An 18,180-nucleotide genomic window follows, 5' to 3' on the forward strand; every position below is an offset into this window, starting at 1 on the left:
AGGATTCTTTTGTCCATTAAGAAGGAAATAGAGTTTTAAAAATATAAAAACATGAAAAGGAAAGGGTTGCTATGGTAGAAACAGTTGAACGAAATGTAGCGGAAATGAAAAAGAAGACAGGCCCTGTAACAGCAGTGATCGTTGGTGCAGGTAATAGGACAAATGTATATTCAACGTATGCAGAACAACATCCGAATGAATTACAAATCGTTGGAATCGTTGAACCTGATGCCATTAGAAGAAAGAAAGCCGCCGAACGCTTTCATGTTGCTGATGAGAATTGTTTTGAGTCAATCGAAGCATTTACTCATAAAGAAAGATTCGCAGATGCGGTTATTAATGGAACGATGGATGAACTGCATGTTCAAACCACCATCCCAATCATAAAAGCTGGGTATGATGTATTGTTAGAAAAGCCTATTGGTACAGAAAAATCCGAGATTGAAGCATTGTCTGCAACGGCAGCACAGTACAATCGAAAAGTAATGATTTGTCATGTCCTGCGTTATGCTCCATTTTATAAAGAAATAAAAAGAAGAGTATTAGATAATGAGATTGGAGAAATTATCAATATTCAGACAGCGGAGAATGTCAGTTATCATCATATGGCGGTATCGTTTGTTAGAGGAAAGTGGAATCGAAAGGATATATGCAAATCCTCGATGCTGCTGGCAAAATGCTGTCATGATTTAGATATTATTACATGGTTAATGAGCGGGATTAAACCAAAAAGAGTATCAAGTTTCGGCAGTTTAATGCATTTTCGTCCAGAAATGGCACCTGAGGGAGCCGGCAAACGTTGTTTGGTTGATTGCAAAATCGAACATGAATGTCCCTACTCGGCAAAGAAAAATTATATTGAACAGGGTAATTGGGGCTGGTACGCTTGGAGAAGTATTCAGCATTTAGGTCCTGAGCCGACCGTCCAGCAAAAAATAGAATCCTTAAAAACGGATAATCCATATGGCAGATGTGTATGGCATTGTGATAATGATGTCGTAGATCATCAATCTGTTGCCATTGAATTTGCGAATGGGACAACCGCTACCCACAACTTAATGGGGGGGACTGCCAAACCATGCCGGAACATTCACATCATTGGTACAAAAGGGGAAATTCAAGGGACAATGGAGGATGGATATTTTGTAATCCGCCATCCCAATGCTAGAAAAGGTCATCACTTTAAGGAAGAAAAAGTAGAAATTGAGGTATCTGAAGATATGCATGGCGGCGGAGATTTGCGGTTAGTAGCTGATTTCGTCAGTGTTTTGAAAGGAAACAAACCATCTATATCTACGACATCTTTGGAGGATTCAATAAATGGTCATTTGATTGTCTTTGCAGCTGACCAATCGAATGAAGAAAATCGTGTAATCAACATGAATGAATAGTGTAGAATGATGATTCTAATGATTCCTCCTTTTGATGAGGAATCATTAGAATTTATTGGAAACATATAAGTTTACGTTTTAATTGTACTAACATTCAGAACCTACTACACTATTATTATTAGTCTAAAAAGGGAGACGCATTAATATTGGGTGCTATGTCCATTAAAACGAAACTTACCATTTTAATTGTTCTGACCGTATTTGTACCCTTCATTCTATTCGGAGTGATTTGGTACGAGCAGTCGACAAAAGTGATTGAAAAAAATGCCACTCAATCTAGTGTCCAAATTGTGGGTCAGTTGAATCATCATCTTGAATATTATTTTAACGATTTAGAACGCAACACATTACCTATTTTTACGCACCCGCTGATTCAACAACTGCTAAAAGCAGAAACAGACGATCTATATAATCGTTTTTACCTTCGCAGGCAGATAAAGAAAGAAGTCATTCCTAGTTTACTCTTTAGCAGACCTGATATTGCCGGGATTGCTATTGTTTCGAATGATGGTTTGAATGTAACGAGTTATGGAAGTACGAGTGGTAATAAGTATACTGTAAAGGATCTCCAAGATGAAAATTATCGAATTTTGGGTGTAAGTAATTCCGGGGAACCCATTCTAACTATCGCTAGAAAATTGATTGATAAGACATCCTATCAATCTACTGGTTTATTATTAATTGATATAAAACTAAATCAATTGTCGAAAATAATCAATGATACACAGTTGGGGAAAACAGGGATGATTTCAATCGTCAATTCGGATGGAGTCATTATCTATCACCAGGATAAAACGAAGCTTGGCAAGAAAATCTCCAATGCTGATTTAAAGCAGTATTTATTGGATGCAGATGGTTCTGTTATTAAGACTGATGCGAAAGGGGAAAAGATTGTCACCTTTAACCTTTCTCCGTTAACAAATTTGATAACCATTGCGGAAGTTCCCAAAAAAGAGCTAATGGGAGAGCTTCTTCATTTACGGAATATAGCAAGTATAGCCATCATATTCATTACTATTTTTTCCCTGCTTATTATTGTTGTATTTTCGTTTAAATTAATTAAATCCCTTACTAGTTTGCAAAGTAAGATGAAAGAAGTGGAGATGGGGAACCTTCAAATAAGAGCAGACGAAGGGAAAAAGGACGAAATCGGAAGATTAAATAGCAGCTTTAATACGATGGTGATGGAAATGGAGCGATTGATTGAGGATGTACATAAATCAGAATTAAAAGAAAAGGAAATTTTACTGAAACAAAGAGAAGCGGTTCTTCAATCGATGCAATTTCAAGTAAATCCCCATTTTTTATATAATACACTCGAAATTATCAATTCACACGCGATTGTTGAAGGAAATATGACCATTAGCCGCATGTCGACCGCATTAGCTGATATATTCAGATATGCAGTGGAAGGACATCACTATCAAGTAACGCTGTATCAAGAAATGGAGAATATTAAAAGTTTCATTGAAATTCAAAAAGAAAGATACCATTACCTTAAAGTTGAAATTGTTTTAGATGATACACCTATTTCGAAAGTGAATGCGATCAGACTGATTCTGCAGCCAATCGTTGAAAATGCATTCAAACATGGATATGAAGCCCATAAAATAAAGCCTGACTATTTAAAAATAGCAGGACAACAATATGAAACCTATTATCTTCTTGAAATAACCGATAAAGGTAAGGGTATGGCGTTTGAAAGCATTAGCAACTTCAACCATGCGTTTGAACTAAGGGATTTGGAGCAAATGAATACGATCAATTATGAAATGTTATCCAAAGGAATTGGGTTATGGAACGTTCATTTCCGGATTCGTTCTTCATTTGGTTACCCGTATGGGATTTATATTAAAGAATCTACACAATCAGGCACCATTATACAAATAAAGCTTCCGCTCAATACGAATTAATGTTTTTATCGATAATTTTGAAGGAGGAAGAAGGATATGTATAAGGTTATCATCGCAGATGATGAATACATGATTAAAAAGAGCCTGACAGTCATGATAGAAAACGCTCCATTTAATTTTAAAGTGGTTGGTACAGCCGAAGATGGCAAAGAAGCGATGGATTTAATTAAAGAATTTAGACCTGATTTGCTAGTTACGGATATCCGGATGCCTGTCATGGATGGATTGGATTTAATCCATCAATTACACGAAGAACATGAATCAACAGAAGCAATCGTTGTTTCAGGGTATGGAGAATTTGAGTACGCCCAAAGAGCATTGCGAATGGGCGCGGCGGATTATCTATTAAAACCCATTAAAGTAGATTTAGTTCAAGAAGCACTTAAACGAGTGAGTGAAAAACTACGAGCAAGATCACAAAGAAAAAGTGAAACATATGAAACGGTTCTTCAGTTTAAGAATCTTTCTCCTAAAATGAATCATGCGGTTCATTTCATAGAAAAGCATTATCATGATGATCAATTATCCTTACCTATTGTGGCAGAGCATATTGAATTATCCACTGCCTATTTCAGCCGGACTTTTAAAGAAGAAACAGGAAAAAGCTTTGTTCATTATCTGACAGAATTACGAATGGAGAAAGCAAAAGACATATTAAAAAATCCCTATACCAAATCCTATGAAGTAGCCTATTCGGTCGGATACATAGATTATCCGCATTTTTCAAAAGCATTTAAGAAATACTATGGAATTTCACCTACGGAGTTTAGAAAAATGCAGCTGCCGCAATGAATAATCATGATTAAATGTGAAGAACTGTTTAGACCCCTGAATATGGCTTTGTTAAATGTTGGGTTGACCCTACAAGTGATGGTGGTATAATAGAATTAATTAGTTAGTTAGTTATTGTACTCATAGCGTTATGTCTATGAGTTTTTCTTCTGACAAAGTTGTACCAACAACCCATTAGGTGATACACTATAAATAAGGCTTTTCTAAATTTACTGTAGAGGTGCAGAAAAATGAAAAAGGCAATTGGCATTGATATTGGCGGAACAAAGATTGCTGCGGGCATCGTTTCGGAAACGGGGGAATTGCTGCATCGCGCCGAGGTAAAAAGTGACCCATCAGACAGTGAAAAGATGTTTGCGAGAGTAATAGATGCGGTGGAACAAGTTCTGAAAGATTCCTCCCTTTCTATCACCGACATGGAAGGTATTGGTGTCGGTGTGCCGGGCAAAGTGGATCGCGAGCGGGGGATTGCTGTGTTTCAAAACAATTTGCCATGGCCACAGTTTCCTGTCACAGCCCGGTTAAGGGAGCAATTTGGACTTGAGCGAATTACCATCGACAATGATGTTTACACGGCTGCCTTTGCCGAGTGGAAGGCATCCGAGGCAAAAAGGGATGAAACATTTGTTTACGTCACAATTAGCACGGGAATCTCTTGCGCCATTATTCATAAAGGTTCCTTTTTCCGCGGGGCCGGATTTGCCGGAGAACTTGGCCTAATCCCCGTTCTTTCAAAGACAGCGGAGAATAAGCTGGAGCGGCTGGAATTTGCATCTGCCGGGCCAGCGATTGAAAAATTAGCACAAAAGGAATTGCAGCAGGCGAATCTTTCGACAAAGAATGTCTTTGAACAGTATCAAGCGGGGACACAAGAATATCAAACGATCATCGATGATGTAACCGACAATTGGGCGCAAGGCCTGTATTCCATTTCCTGCCTGCTGGATCCGCACAAAGTAGTGTTCGGCGGCAGTGTCATCGCGAATAATCCATTCCTGCTGGATCTACTAAAAGAAAAACTAAAAGCCTATCAAATCCCGGAACAACAGCATCTTTTAAACCATATGTCCATAAGCACAATCAAGAACAATAATGGTGTCATCGGAGCCGGATTGCGGGTATTTGAATAGGTATCTAAAAAATAAAAGGAGTGTCACAAATGTTTACATTAAGTCCCGAAAAATTAATGCCGTTGGGGGCAGCGATTACAACGGCGGAAATCAAGCAACAGCCTGAGCTATGGGGTGAGGCATTCGCCTTGTATACGGGGAAAAGTCAGAAGATTGAATCGTTTTTACAGAACATAACAGAAAAGCACAATCGTGTCCGGGTTATTTTTACAGGTGCTGGAACGTCTGCCTATGTGGGTGACACGATTACCCCTTATTTAAAGGAAAAAGTCGATGAGAACCAATGGGATTTGATGAGTGTTTCGACAACGGCCATCGTATCAAACCCTTACCAATTCTTAAAAGCAGACATCCCGACATTGCTGATCTCATTTGCAAGAAGCGGCAACAGTCCAGAAAGCGTGGCGACAGTTGAATTAGCGGAACAAGTGGTAAAGGATCTATACCAGATTACGATTACTTGCTCAAAAGAAGGAAAGCTAGCACAGCGGGCAAAAGGGGATGACAGCAACCTTTTACTGTTGATGCCTGAGAAGTCCAATGACCAGGGCTTCGCGATGACCGGAAGCTACACCTGTATGGCCTTAACGGCACTGCTTATATTCGACTCATTGTCTGTCGAGGAAAAATCGAGCATTGTCGCGAACATTCGTAAAATGGGCCAAACCGTTATTAACAAGGAAGCGGCTATTGAACAAATGATTGCAGACGGATTTGAACGGATTATTTACCTTGGCTCAGGGGGTTTTGAAGGCTTAGCAAGAGAAGCACAATTAAAGATATTGGAATTAACTGCCGGTAAAATTGCCACTTCATTTGATTCATCCCTTGGATTCCGCCATGGTCCTAAATCCTTTGTGAATGAAAAAACAGCTATTTTTGTCTTTGTTTCCAACCAGCCATATACCCGCCAATACGATTTGGATATGTTACAAGAATTAAGCCAAGATCAAATTGCCAGCACGATTTGTGCCATTTCCGTGGTGGGAGAAACCAATTTTGCCGGTGATACCTTCTCATTTGACGGCAGCGCTGCTAGAGTACCGGATGCTTACCTGTCATTACCGTATGTGATGGTTGGCCAAACCATTGCCCTATTCGCATCGATTAAAGTCGGGAACACACCGGATACCCCTTCACCAAGCGGAACGGTCAATCGAGTTGTAAAAGGAGTAACCATTCACGAATACAAGTAAATCAGCGGGAAAGGGATGTCCAATATCTCTTTCTAAACAGAGGTGCAGGTATGGAACGATTTATTTTTGCAGATAAATTTTTTCTTGAGAATCAAACAACTGAATCCGGTTTCCTTGAAATCAAAGAAGGGAAATTCGGTGACTTTTTTGAAAAATTACCACATGAATCAGCTGAAATCATCGATTATGCGGGGCATTGGATTGCCCCGGGTTTCGTTGACACACATATTCATGGCTACCAAAACCATGATGTCATGGACAATGATGTGGAGGGCTTAATAGCTATTTCCGAGGGACTGCTTTCGTGCGGTGTCACATCCTTTTTACCTACGACCCTTACCTCAACGCCAGAAACGTTGAATGAAGTAACGGCAATGATTGGCGAAAACTATACGAAAGTACAGGGTGCGAAAGTAAAAGGCATCTTCTTAGAAGGTCCTTTTTTCACCGAAAAACATAAGGGCGCACAAAACACGAAGTATTTTTGTGACCCTTCGATCGAAATGCTGGAAACGTGGCAAAAGCAGTCAGGCCATTTTATTAAAAAAATCGCCCTTGCACCAGAACGCCAGGGGGCAGCGGTGTTTATTGAGCATGCGGTGAACGATCAGATTACGGTTGCGCTCGCCCATAGTGATGCGACGTATGATCAAGCGAAGCAAGCCGTTGAACACGGTGCTTCGATTTTTGTCCATACGTTCAATGGCATGAGCGGCCTGCATCATCGTGAACCGGGAATGGCGGGTGCTGCCATGAATCTGCCGGATGTGTTTGCCGAAATCATTTGTGACGGACATCATGTCCATCCCGCTGCTGCCAACATTTTGATGAATGCCCGCGGCCGGAAAGAAACAATCCTTATCACCGATTGCATGATGGCCGGCGGCATGCCGGAAGGTTACTATCAGCTCGGGGAATTTCCTGTTGAAGTAAAAAACGGTGCGGCACGCTTGGAGAGCGGCAGTTTAGCCGGCAGTATTTTGCAATTAAAAGATGCTGTTAAAAATACCGTCGGTTGGGGAATTGCCACTGCGGAAGAGGCCATCTATATGGCAAGTACAGCACCGGCAAAAAGCGTTGGCATTGACGGGGAATGCGGTAAGATTGCCGCAGGATGTGATGCTGATTTTATCGTCCTGACACCGGAGCTTGAGTTAAGGGCGACGTACCTTGATGGGGAATGCCGATATCAGGCGGGAAAAGAGGGAATTCGATGATCTTAGCTGTCACAATGAATCCATCTGTTGATATTTCCTACCCTCTTGCTGATTTTAAGCTGGATGATGTCAACCGTGTTGAACATGTCCGAAAAACTGCCGGCGGCAAGGGCTTAAATGTGGCCCGTGTCATCAGGCAGATGGGCGAAGGTGTCTTAGCGACAGGTGTGCTCGGCGGAACAATCGGCGATTACATTATTCAGGAATTAACGAAAAGCAACATTGAAAATAACTTTTTAAAAATCAATCAAGAATCACGAAACTGTATCGCGATTCTTCATGATGGCAAGCAAACGGAAATTTTAGAATCCGGGCCGACAGTATCGGCAGAAAACGGGGCTGCATTTTTAAAAAAATTTCAGGTGCTCTTGCCAGACGTCTCTCTTGTGACAATTTCAGGCAGTTTACCAAAAGGGCTGGAGTCCGGATTTTACCGAAAAATGGTCGAAATAGGCCGGGAGAAAAGAATTCCAGTAATCGTTGATGCATCAGGAGAATCCTTAAGACAAGTGTTGCTGCATCATGTAAAACCATTTGCCATCAAGCCGAATATCGCGGAGTTGTCACAGCTGTTAGGCGTGGAAGTGGAACAAAGTGAAAGCAGCTTGAAGCAACTAGTAGCCAAAGAACTGTTTGATGGAATTGAATGGGTGGTCGTCTCCCTTGGCGGAGATGGAGCCTTTGTCAAGCATGGTTCAGATTTCTACCGGGTCACCATCCCAGCGATTGATGTGGTAAATCCCGTTGGTTCCGGTGATGCCACTGTTGCTGGCCTAGCGGTGGCGTTGAAACAAAACCAGTCCGTTCCGGATGTCCTGAAAACAGCGATGACAACGGGCATGCTCAACACCATGGAAGCAGGAACAGGTTATATAGATCGATCGAAGTTCAGCCGATTTTTTGAGTTAGTAGAAGTGAGAAAAATAGATTACTAGAGGTGGAAATCATATGTTAGAATTAACAAAAAATAAACTAGCGGCACTTAAACGTTTATCCGATGAAAATGGAATTATTGGCGCCTTGGCAATTGATCAGCGCGGTTCATTAAAGAAAATGATTGCAGCAGGAAGTTCAAGTTCTGTCGGTGATGAGGGAATTATCCGTTTTAAAGAATTGGTTTCAGAAGAGTTGACCCCATATGCGACATCGATTCTCCTGGATCCGGAGTATGGTCTGCCAGCAGCGAAGGTTCGTCATCCGGAAGCGGGATTATTGGTCGCCTATGAAAAAACGGGGTATGATGCCAATACCGTCGGCCGGTTGCCTGATTTATTACCAGAATGGTCAGTGAGACGCCTGAAGGAAGCGGGGGCAGATGCGGTAAAATTTTTGCTTTATTATGATGTGGATGAAGATGAAACAATCAACGACTATAAGCATGTGTATATGGAACGAGTGGGGTCAGAGTGTGCAGCAGAGGATATTCCATTTTTCCTTGAAATAGTTTCGTATGATGCCAAAAATGATGATGTAAAAAGTGTAGAATACGCTAAGGTGAAGCCGCATAAGGTCATTGAGGCGATGAGGGAATTCTCCAAACCCCAGTATAAGGTGGATGTTTTGAAAGTAGAAGTTCCTGTAGATATGAAGTTTGTTGAAGGATATACGGAAGGCGAGACTGCTTATAGCCAAGAAGAAGCGGCAGCCTTTTTCAAAGAACAAAGCGAGGCAACTGACCTTCCATTTATCTTTTTAAGTGCTGGTGTTAGTGCAGAATTATTCCAGGAAACATTGCAGTTTGCAAAAGAATCCGGGTCTACCTTCAACGGTGTCCTTTGTGGGAGGGCAACATGGAAAAATGGTGTCGCTCCATTTGCTGAAAAAGGAGAACAAGCTGGCCGTACATGGTTACAAGGTTCGGGCACAAAAAATATTCAAGAACTAAACGTAGTCTTGAAGGAGACAGCAAGTCCATGGTTTGACAAAGTTTCTGAATCCGTTTCTTTAAACTTGTTGGGTTGATTCTACAAGTTGTCATGATATATTATGTAATAATGAAGAAAATGAGTGTTATTGAGAGGCAGGCTTTATATCATGAAACCACTACAGCATGGAAGTGTGATCCCGCTGTATCACCAATTGATGGAACGGTTAAAGGCTTCGATTGAAAAGGGCAAGTGGGCACCTGGTGATAAAATTCTATCAGAAAATCAACTGATGGATCAATTTGGAGTAAGTCGGAATACGGCAAAAAAGGCCATTGAGGAGCTTGTCCAAGAAGGAATTCTCTACCGTATCCAAGGAAAAGGAACCTTTGTGGCGAAACCGAAATTGCAGCAGTCATTGAATAGTTTTTATAGCTTTAGCAGGGTGCTGAAAGAAAAAGGATTGAATCCTAAGGATATCATTCTAAAAATAGAAGAAATGAAACCTACAGAAATGATTCGGGAAGCGCTGCAGCTTGGCGAAGAGGAACAGGTCATCGAAATGAAACGACTTCGCTGCGCCAACAATGAGCCGTATATTTTGGAATCTTCATTCATTCCGAAACATGTGGTATCGGATCCTGAGCAGCTGAAACATGTGGGTGAAATTTCATTATATGATTTATTTTCACAGCAATTTAATATCGTTGTTTCTAGAGCAAAAGAAGCATTCGAACCTGTCCTGATTCGCGCCGAAGAAAGCGAATTACTGCAAACAGAAGAAGGTAAGCCGGCGCTGCTGCTTGAACGGACAGCCTATGATGTCAGCGGCATGCCTGTTGAGTTTTGCATCTCCATTGTTCGGGGCGATCGCTGCCGATTTTATACGGAACTAACGTAATGAAATGAATAGGGTGGGGACTACAAAAGTCCTCACCCTATTTTTCTACTTTATAACGAGATGATGCTCTTATATGGAATTCCGCAGGAAGGACAATTTTCCTCGGTTCCGCAGGCGATGTTTTTTCAATCCGTTCAATGAGCATTTGCGCCCCCATATAGCCAAAATGATAGGAAGGCTGTTCGGCAGCTGTTAGAAAAAGTTCACTCTCAGTATAGTTGGGTACGCCATCATAACAAACCACAGCGATATCTTCAGGCACTCTTATATTGTATTTTAAGAGAGACTTTACTGTATTTAAACCTAAGAAGTTACTGGTAGCGAATATGGCTGTTGGGCGTTCACCTGCAGGTAAATCAATGAGCTCTTTAATTTTACTGGAAACATCACTGTGATGGAATAATTCACTTTGGTGAATCCATTTATCATTGACAGGAAGCCCATGCAAGCGAAGCGTATCACAATAGGCTTGATGTCGTTCTCTAGAAGTGGCCACATCTAATGGACCATTAATGATGGCAATTCTTCTATGTCCTTGCTCGATAAGATGTTCGATTAGCTTTCGAGTAGTGGTTTCATTATCGCTCAAAACTTGATCACACCCAAGATCACGGATGTAGCGGTCAATTAATACAATTGGGATATTATGTTTTATGAGCTTCCGGATATTTTTTTTTGAAGAGTCGTTTGCTGGAGCAATTAGTACACCGTCGGTACCTGTTGATATCAGCATGTCGATATATTTGGACTCCTTTTCAATATTTTCATCACTATTGCAAAGCAACAGTTGATAGCCCATTTGCATCGCTTTGTCTTCTGCGCCACGAGCGACACTTGTGAAAAATGGGTTAGAAATATCGGTAACCATTAATGATAAAATTTTTGTCTTTTTTGAGATCAGGCTTCGCGCCGAACTGTTAGGGATATAATTCAACTCTTTAATTATCGCCTCAACTTTTTTCCTCGTTTGTTCACTTATATTATCTGCTTTATTAATCACTCTTGAGACGGTCATTGCAGAAACATTGGCTTTTTTTGCAATATCATAAATTGTTACCAATCGTAATCCTCCTAGATCAATCTAACTTTCTTTTTTAATTGTAAATATCTATAAAAAATATATCAAGAAAATAATGTTAACGATAACATGTTGTTGAGTACAAAAAAAGAATTTTTCCTATATGAAACTCGTAAAATGCTTGGTATTTTCAATTTTTTCTTTTGTATAACTGTTATCGATAACATATAATGATAAATAGAAAATGATACCAAAAGGGTGTGAATGAATTGGAAAAAGTTAAACTCGCACTTCCTAGTGCAGATCAACTAGCATGGCAGAATTTAGACTTGGGAATTTTTTGTCACTTTGGCATCAATACCTTTTGTGATCAAGAATGGGGAGAAGGCAATGACTCCCCGCAATTGTTTAATCCAAAGGAATTAGATGCTGAAAAATGGGTCAGGCTTGCTAAGGATGCAGGATTTAAATACTTTATCCTAACGGCGAAGCATCATGATGGATTTTGTCTTTGGCCGACAGCAACAACGGATTATTCTGTAAAATCAAGTCCTTGGAAGGATGGCAAAGGCGATCTAGTCCGTGAATGTGCCGATGCCTGTCAAAAAGCAGGGATCCATTTTGGCATATATCTATCACCATGGGACCGTCATGAACCTATGTTTTCGGATATTGAAGCATATGATGATTTTTATAGTCAGCAGCTTACAGAGCTGATGACACAGTATGGACCATTAATAGAGGTTTGGTTTGATGGTGCAGGATCAGAGGGCAGAGATTATAATTGGGAAAGAATTATCGGGATTGTGAAGCACTATCAACCGAATGCGATGATCTTTAATATGGGGCAGCCAACTATTCGGTGGGTGGGTAATGAAGAGGGAGTAGCGCCGTATCCTTGCTGGAATACGGAGAGTGCTGCGAAAATTAGTATGTTTTCAAATGAGAGTGCTACATGGCTTCCCGGAACTCCAGCGTGGCTTCCGGCAGAATGTGATGTACCGATTCGAAAACAACATTGGTTTTGGCACCCAAACGATGAAGACAGTTTACTTTCACTGGAAGAATTAATGCATATTTACTATCATTCTGTAGGGCATGGTACAAATTTATTGTTAAATATTTCCCCAGATGATCGGGGATTAATTCCTGAAATAGATGAGAAGCGATTATCAGAATTTGGTCTGGAAATCAAGAAGAGATTTGCTCATTCCGTGGGAAGTACCTCAGGGAATGGAAATGAACTCATCCTCACTCTAGAAAGAGAAGTAAGTATCGATCATATTATCTTAATGGAAGATATTCGATTTGGTGAGCGCGTAAGGCAATTCGAGTTAGAGGCATTCATAGATGAACAATGGGTATCGATTGCTTTAGGTACAGCTATTGGTCATCGATATATTCAACAACTATCACCATTGAAAACAAGCAATTTGAAACTACATGTAAAAGATTCGGTGGAGAATCCCATTATAAAAGAGTTTTCTTGCTATTCCTCTGAAGAATTGGATGGAAGTACTCAGAAGCAATAGACTATAAATTGAAAAAATAGATTTGTGTTATCGCTAACACAAATCTATTTTTTTCGTCGAATTATGTTAAAATAATAAGAAATGAGGTGACTGTAAATTGAAACAATTAAGAGAACGTTTAAAGCCTTTATCGACTAAAGGAAAAATAGAGTATTTAATTCAGTATTATTCCTTTCACTTTATCGTGGCGATTGTGATCATTGTTTTTCTTGCAATGGGTATTCATACCTTTACAAATCAGCAAAAAGAGATCTTAGGCGTACGTGTTGTTGGAGCGAATGTGACTGACAGCCAGGCAAACGATGTACAAAAAGAGCTAGAAAAATTATTACTTGATAGTAAGCAGTCTCAAAACGAGAAGCTGTCGGTTATTTCATACAACACAAGCGATGTTGCAGACAATCCCGTATCGGTCGAGAGAATTCAAAAATTGGCAGCAGAAATAGCGGCAAAAGAAGTGGATGTGCTGTTGGTAGATGAAGAGACTTTTCACCAGTTTAACCAAGACGGTACTAATTTATATGATTTGAGCAGTATAAAGGACTTTAAGGATTGGAACGGACCCAAATATTCACCAGAGCAAGATACATCTAAAATTACGGGAGTGGATGTGTCAAATGTTCCTATTTTTACTTCCTTAACTGGCAGTCCTAAACCGCTTATACTTGCTGTGGTCACAAATACGGAACGATTAGACGTGGTCAAAGAGTTAAGCCATTTTCTAAAATAGAGAAGCGGAAGAAAGGAGCTTAAGATGTTTGATAGACTTGAAAAAATTAATATTTTTCGGAAGTTTTTATTATCTTATATTTTGATTCTGATTATTCCACTATTAGCGAGTTTCATTATTTACCAAATTAGTATTTATAAAATAAAAGAAAATGCAAGTGCAACCAGTCAAAATTTGCTGAATCAAACGAAGGACATTATCGATCAAAAAAATGATGAGATAGAAAAATTTGTTTATCAGATGTCATTGAATCCAGAAATTAATCAACTTATGTACCAAAAATCGACGGTTGATATGAATCTCGCATACGATCTCTATAAAGTGCAAAAAAGTATTCATCCATATGGGTATACCAATAAGTTATTTCGGAACTTTTATATCTATTTTAGCCAGATCGACACCATCGTATCTCCTGAGTCATCGTACGTTCGTACAAAGGATTATTATAACACCCATCTCTATGAGGGCCTAAGTTATGAGGAGTGGAAAAAGAACATCAATCAAACGTATCTTTCCCGCTATTATTTACCCTCCACGAAAGTGAAGATGGGGCAAAGTACAGAACGGATTATTACCTATGTGCAATCACTCCCTTTTAATAATAGAGAAAATCCGAAAGCGAACATCGTGGTGATGATCAATGAAACTGAAATCACCAGTTTGCTGCATCGGATTTCTTCACAATATGATGGTTCTACCTTTATTCTTGATGATAAAGGAAAAGTACTTGCGGGCGATAACATGGATAGAAATTTGATTTCTTTTGAAAAATCTACTGGAAAATTCTCAATTAAAGATCATGATAAGAAGTATATGTATATGGAAACGAAGTCAAATAATAATAAATGGACATATGTTGCCGTTATTTCGAAAGATAAGATATCAGAGGACGTTAGTTTTATTCAAACCATCGGTGTAGTCCTGGCATTTTTTACGATAATTGCCGGTTTATTTACTGCCTATCTATTTTCCTATAAAAATAGTATTCCGCTCAATCGCCTTCTGGGCGTTATGAACATTACAGATATCGGAAAAGTAGCCGATCCTTATGATTTTATCCATAGTAATGTGGAAGAGGTAGTCGCTAAAAATGATCAACTTAAGGCCCAAATACAAAACCAGCTGCCTATATTACAAGATTCGGTGATTCAAAAATTGGTTTTGGGGAATTTTATCTCTTCTGACAAAATACAACTTCTAATTGATCAAGCCAGCCTGCCGTTAAAAGGGTCTTTTGGTTATGTTGGTATCGTACAAATTATTCATATGTTGAATGAACTGGATAAGGGTATGCTTGAAGAAATGAATGTAGCCCAGCTATTCATCCAAAATGAATTAACAGATCTTTTTAATGGAGAGATCATGCTCTCCAATATGGACAAAGACCAAGTCCTTTTCCTACTTTCATATGAAAAAAAGAGATCGCTTCAAGAAACGAAAAGAATGGAAGAGCGACTAAATTTATTTATTAAAAAAATAGAAGAGAAGTATAGCTTGAATGTGAATATTGGGATTGGCAGCCCATTTGAACAGTTAACCTATATTCAACAATCCTTTGAGGAGGCAAAGCTAAGTTTACCATTTAATCAATCCGTTGATCAGCAAGGTTCATTCTATAAATTTGAGCAACAGCATCAAGAAAGCACAATTGATTATTATTTTCCAATTGAGGTAGAACTTCGACTTATAAATGCTGTACAGAACGGAGAAATAAAGGAAGTAAAAGGGCTTCTTGATAAGGTAGTCTTCGAAAATGTTGAAAAAAGAATGTTAACACAGCCAATAGGAGTACAATTATTGGCTGCTTTAAATGGAACCATTATAAGAATTCTTTCGAAAAATAAACAATTAAATACGGTAATGGCAGATAACATGCATGATCGTGTTGAAGAATTGATGACAAATAAGGGCAGCTTTACGAAAACTATAAAGCAGATCAAAGAAATAATGATTGAAATGGCAGAGAGTATCTATGAAAATAAGTCTGTTGGCAGGCAGCAAGTCGTTTTTCGGATGAAGGAATGGATTAAAAAGAATTATAGTGATCCAGATCTAACGTTGTATAAAATTTCTGAAGCAATTGGAATTCCTGAAAAAATGGTACCATTGACTTTTAAAGAAGCTGTGGGCGTCAACATTTCAGATTTTATTGAGGACGTACGCATCAATTTTGCTAAAACAAAATTAATTCATTCGGATGATTCGATTGAGGATATCGCTTTGCACTCCGGATATAACAGTGCCCATACCTTTAGACGTGCATTTAAGCGCAATACGGGGTCAACCCCATCAGAATTTCGAAAAATGATGAATGATGCGTAAAATTTTGGGAAACCTAGGCGGGAAAATTAAATTGTACCCTATAAATTTAGTGTACGGTCTCATAGCTTTTTACTGAGAAAACCCTTGATATATAGGGTTTTTTTGCTGTACCTTATAAATTTTATCGCCTCTTTCTAATTTTCGGAAAATTCATTATGATAGCGGTAACATATTTAATACCAAGTTCAAATTTTTATTTTCGCAGCAGTGAAGGCATTAAAAAATGGGGGGGTTTTATGAAAACTGAAGTGATGAATCAACAGCGACTGAAGACTGCAGCTATTGAGAAAGAAGTTGTTTCAAAACGATCAAACTGGAAAAAAATAAAGAAACACTGGCAATTATACTTTCTAGTTGCCATCCCATTAGTGTTTTTGATCATCTTTAAGTATATCCCGATGGCAGGGATTGTGATCGCATTTAAAGATTATAGTGTCGTAAAAGGGATTGCCGGAAGTGACTGGGTTGGATTGAAGTATTTCAAAGACTTTTTTCTAAGCCCGAACTTTTCCCTATTATTAAAAAATACCCTTGGGTTAAGCGTTTACGGACTACTAGTAGGATTTATTTGTCCTATCATACTCGCACTGGCTTTAAATGAAGTACAAAATGCCCGTTTCAAAAAAATTGTTCAGACTGTTACGTACGCACCTTACTTTATCTCAACGGTCATTATGGTATCGATCATCATCTTGTTTTTATCACCATCTGCAGGATTTATTAATAATATTCTAGGCCTATTCGGAATGGAACCAATCAATTTCTTAGGGAATCCATCCTATTTCAAATCCATCTATGTCTGGTCAGATGTGTGGCAAAATACGGGATATGCAACGATTATTTATTTAGCAGCCCTGGCAGGCGTTGATACACAGTTGTATGAAGCGGCTAAGGTAGATGGGGCAAATCGCTTTCAAAAGATTATGAATGTGGACCTCCCAGGAATATTCCCGATAATAATTGTCTTATTAATTCTTAATGTTGGGAGTATCATGTCGCTTGGATTTGAAAAAATCTATCTATTACAAAATCCGTTAAATACGAATTCATCTGAGGTCATTTCAACCTATGTTTACAAGGTAGGTTTGCTTGGAGCAAACTTTAGTTTCGCATCAGCAGTTGGTTTATTCAATTCAATTGTGAACTTTATCTTAATCTTTACCGCGAACACAATATCCAAACGATTCTCGTCATCGAGCTTATGGTAGGAGGGAAGGATATGAAGAAAACGAAACAAACAAGGGTTAAAGAATCAAAAACCGATCGAATTTTTATGGGAGCCGTTTACGTATTCTTAACACTCGTTTTACTAGCTGTGCTCTATCCGCTAATCTATATTGTGAGCGCTTCATTTAGTAGTGCATCTGCTGTGACATCCGGAAGTGTATGGCTGCTGCCTGTCGAACCAACCCTATTAGGGTATACGACGGTATTTAAGAATCCGCAAATTCTGCAAGGGTTCTCGAATTCACTGTTCTATACAGTTGTAGGAACATTTATTAGTGTCAGTGTCACGATTATGCTCGCTTATCCACTTTCAAGAAAGACATTTTATGGACGAAAATTGATCATGATCTTACTTGTTTTTACGATGATTTTTGATGGTGGATTAATTCCGTTGTATCTTGTTGTAAAAAATCTAAATCTAATAGATACCATATGGGCTCTTTTACTTCCGTCAGCCCTTGCCGTGTTCCAAGTAATAATTGCACGAACATTCTTCCAATCTACTATTCCAGATGAATTAGTAGAAGCGAGTGAAATGGATGGCTGCAGCGATATTGGCTTTATCTTTAAAGTCGTTTTACCGCTGGCTAAACCGATTATCGCCGTTCTAGTTCTCATGTATGCCGTTATGAAGTGGAATATGTACTTTGATGCATTGATTTATTTGAAATCCGATGCACTCTATCCATTACAACTCATTTTAAGAAGCATCTTAATTTTGAATGCGGATCCATCAGGAAATGTTCAAGAGATGTTGAAACTTCAAGGATTAAAGGAACTAATGAAATACTCGTTAATTGTTGTTTCAAGTTTACCAGTTTTGGTTCTCTATCCTTTTGTTCAGAAGCATTTCGTAAAAGGAATGTTAATAGGGTCTGTAAAAGGATGATATAGGAAAATGTAGCTCTGCTAGTGATTGAACGTTAGAACATTTTATATAACGTTA

The 18,180-nt window shown here is 39.1% G+C and carries 15 protein-coding genes; 14 read left to right on the forward strand and 1 reads right to left on the reverse strand.

The features are described from left to right. Positions 1-71 precede the first annotated feature (71 nt). From BABA_RS21105 to BABA_RS21145, 9 genes are all read left to right on the forward strand, one after another. Positions 72-1,391 carry a Gfo/Idh/MocA family protein gene (locus BABA_RS21105; protein ID WP_007087280.1) on the forward strand — a complete coding sequence of 440 codons (1,320 nt, stop codon included), beginning with the start codon at positions 72-74 and terminating at the stop codon, positions 1,389-1,391. 155 nt (positions 1,392-1,546) lie between these two features. Beyond that, the gene (locus BABA_RS21110; protein WP_162138383.1) at positions 1,547-3,304 is read left to right on the forward strand and encodes a sensor histidine kinase; all 1,758 of its coding nucleotides are present in this window, start codon (positions 1,547-1,549) and stop codon (positions 3,302-3,304) included. 36 nt (positions 3,305-3,340) lie between these two features. Then, positions 3,341-4,096, forward strand: coding sequence for a response regulator transcription factor (locus tag BABA_RS21115; protein ID WP_007087282.1), 756 nt, complete (start codon positions 3,341-3,343; stop codon positions 4,094-4,096). 230 nt (positions 4,097-4,326) lie between these two features. Continuing rightward, a complete protein-coding gene (locus BABA_RS21120) occupies positions 4,327-5,226 on the forward strand; it encodes an ROK family protein (RefSeq protein ID WP_007087283.1) in 900 nt (299 codons plus the stop codon). Between the two features lie 29 nt (positions 5,227-5,255). Then, positions 5,256-6,422: an SIS domain-containing protein gene (locus BABA_RS21125; protein WP_007087284.1), complete on the forward strand. Its 1,167-nt coding sequence runs from the start codon at positions 5,256-5,258 to the stop codon at positions 6,420-6,422. A gap of 50 nt (positions 6,423-6,472) precedes the next feature. Beyond that, on the forward strand, positions 6,473-7,639 hold the full coding sequence (gene nagA / locus BABA_RS21130) for an N-acetylglucosamine-6-phosphate deacetylase (protein ID WP_007087285.1): 1,167 nt from the start codon (positions 6,473-6,475) through the stop codon (positions 7,637-7,639). Then, positions 7,636-8,574, forward strand: a complete 939-nt coding sequence (lacC, locus tag BABA_RS21135; RefSeq protein ID WP_007087286.1) for a tagatose-6-phosphate kinase — start codon at positions 7,636-7,638, stop codon at positions 8,572-8,574. Before nagA ends, lacC begins: the two co-directional genes overlap by 4 nt. Before the next feature lie 13 nt (positions 8,575-8,587). Beyond that, positions 8,588-9,601: a tagatose-bisphosphate aldolase gene (gene lacD / locus BABA_RS21140; RefSeq protein ID WP_007087287.1), complete on the forward strand. Its 1,014-nt coding sequence runs from the start codon at positions 8,588-8,590 to the stop codon at positions 9,599-9,601. A 72-nt stretch (positions 9,602-9,673) separates the two neighbouring features. Then, the gene (locus tag BABA_RS21145) at positions 9,674-10,405 is read left to right on the forward strand and encodes a GntR family transcriptional regulator (protein ID WP_007087288.1); all 732 of its coding nucleotides are present in this window, start codon (positions 9,674-9,676) and stop codon (positions 10,403-10,405) included. A gap of 37 nt (positions 10,406-10,442) precedes the next feature. Here BABA_RS21145 and BABA_RS21150 read toward each other — a convergent pair whose 3' ends face one another. Then, positions 10,443-11,465, reverse strand: a complete 1,023-nt coding sequence (locus BABA_RS21150) for a LacI family DNA-binding transcriptional regulator (RefSeq protein ID WP_007087289.1) — start codon at positions 11,463-11,465, stop codon at positions 10,443-10,445. Positions 11,466-11,692: 227 nt separating this feature from the next. Between BABA_RS21150 and BABA_RS21155 the strand changes: the two genes are divergently transcribed. The 5 genes from BABA_RS21155 (at position 11,693) to BABA_RS21175 (ending at position 18,123) form a co-directional block, all read left to right on the forward strand. Next, the gene (locus BABA_RS21155; protein ID WP_007087290.1) at positions 11,693-12,955 is read left to right on the forward strand and encodes an alpha-L-fucosidase; all 1,263 of its coding nucleotides are present in this window, start codon (positions 11,693-11,695) and stop codon (positions 12,953-12,955) included. Between the two features lie 97 nt (positions 12,956-13,052). Continuing rightward, positions 13,053-13,685, forward strand: a complete 633-nt coding sequence (locus BABA_RS21160; RefSeq protein WP_007087291.1) for a hypothetical protein — start codon at positions 13,053-13,055, stop codon at positions 13,683-13,685. A gap of 24 nt (positions 13,686-13,709) precedes the next feature. Further along, a complete protein-coding gene (locus BABA_RS21165; protein ID WP_007087292.1) occupies positions 13,710-16,007 on the forward strand; it encodes a helix-turn-helix domain-containing protein in 2,298 nt (765 codons plus the stop codon). 236 nt (positions 16,008-16,243) lie between these two features. Then, positions 16,244-17,215 (forward strand): ABC transporter permease, encoded by a 972-nt coding sequence (locus BABA_RS21170; RefSeq protein ID WP_007087293.1) that lies wholly within the window; start codon positions 16,244-16,246, stop codon positions 17,213-17,215. 11 nt (positions 17,216-17,226) lie between these two features. Next, a complete protein-coding gene (locus BABA_RS21175) occupies positions 17,227-18,123 on the forward strand; it encodes a carbohydrate ABC transporter permease (protein WP_007087294.1) in 897 nt (298 codons plus the stop codon). The last annotated feature ends 57 nt before the right edge of the window (positions 18,124-18,180 follow it).

The sequence above is a fragment of the Neobacillus bataviensis LMG 21833 genome, assembly GCF_000307875.1.
Classification (GTDB): Bacteria; Bacillota; Bacilli; order Bacillales; family Cytobacillaceae; genus Neobacillus; species Neobacillus bataviensis.

Bases quoted from the DNA above. Each gene is read 5' to 3' on its own strand.
- lacD (WP_007087287.1), top strand. From the start codon at position 8,588: ATGTTAGAATTAACAAAAAATAAACTAGCGGCACTTAAACGTTTATCC.
- BABA_RS21175 (WP_007087294.1), top strand. From the start codon at position 17,227: ATGAAGAAAACGAAACAAACAAGGGTTAAAGAATCAAAAACCGATCGA.
- BABA_RS21170 (WP_007087293.1), top strand. From the start codon at position 16,244: ATGAAAACTGAAGTGATGAATCAACAGCGACTGAAGACTGCAGCTATT.
- BABA_RS21115 (WP_007087282.1), top strand. From the start codon at position 3,341: ATGTATAAGGTTATCATCGCAGATGATGAATACATGATTAAAAAGAGC.
- BABA_RS21105 (WP_007087280.1), top strand. From the start codon at position 72: ATGGTAGAAACAGTTGAACGAAATGTAGCGGAAATGAAAAAGAAGACA.
- BABA_RS21145 (WP_007087288.1), top strand. From the start codon at position 9,674: ATGAAACCACTACAGCATGGAAGTGTGATCCCGCTGTATCACCAATTG.
- BABA_RS21125 (WP_007087284.1), top strand. From the start codon at position 5,256: ATGTTTACATTAAGTCCCGAAAAATTAATGCCGTTGGGGGCAGCGATT.
- BABA_RS21110 (WP_162138383.1), top strand. From the start codon at position 1,547: ATGTCCATTAAAACGAAACTTACCATTTTAATTGTTCTGACCGTATTT.
- BABA_RS21120 (WP_007087283.1), top strand. From the start codon at position 4,327: ATGAAAAAGGCAATTGGCATTGATATTGGCGGAACAAAGATTGCTGCG.
- BABA_RS21165 (WP_007087292.1), top strand. From the start codon at position 13,710: ATGTTTGATAGACTTGAAAAAATTAATATTTTTCGGAAGTTTTTATTA.
- nagA (WP_007087285.1), top strand. From the start codon at position 6,473: ATGGAACGATTTATTTTTGCAGATAAATTTTTTCTTGAGAATCAAACA.
- lacC (WP_007087286.1), top strand. From the start codon at position 7,636: ATGATCTTAGCTGTCACAATGAATCCATCTGTTGATATTTCCTACCCT.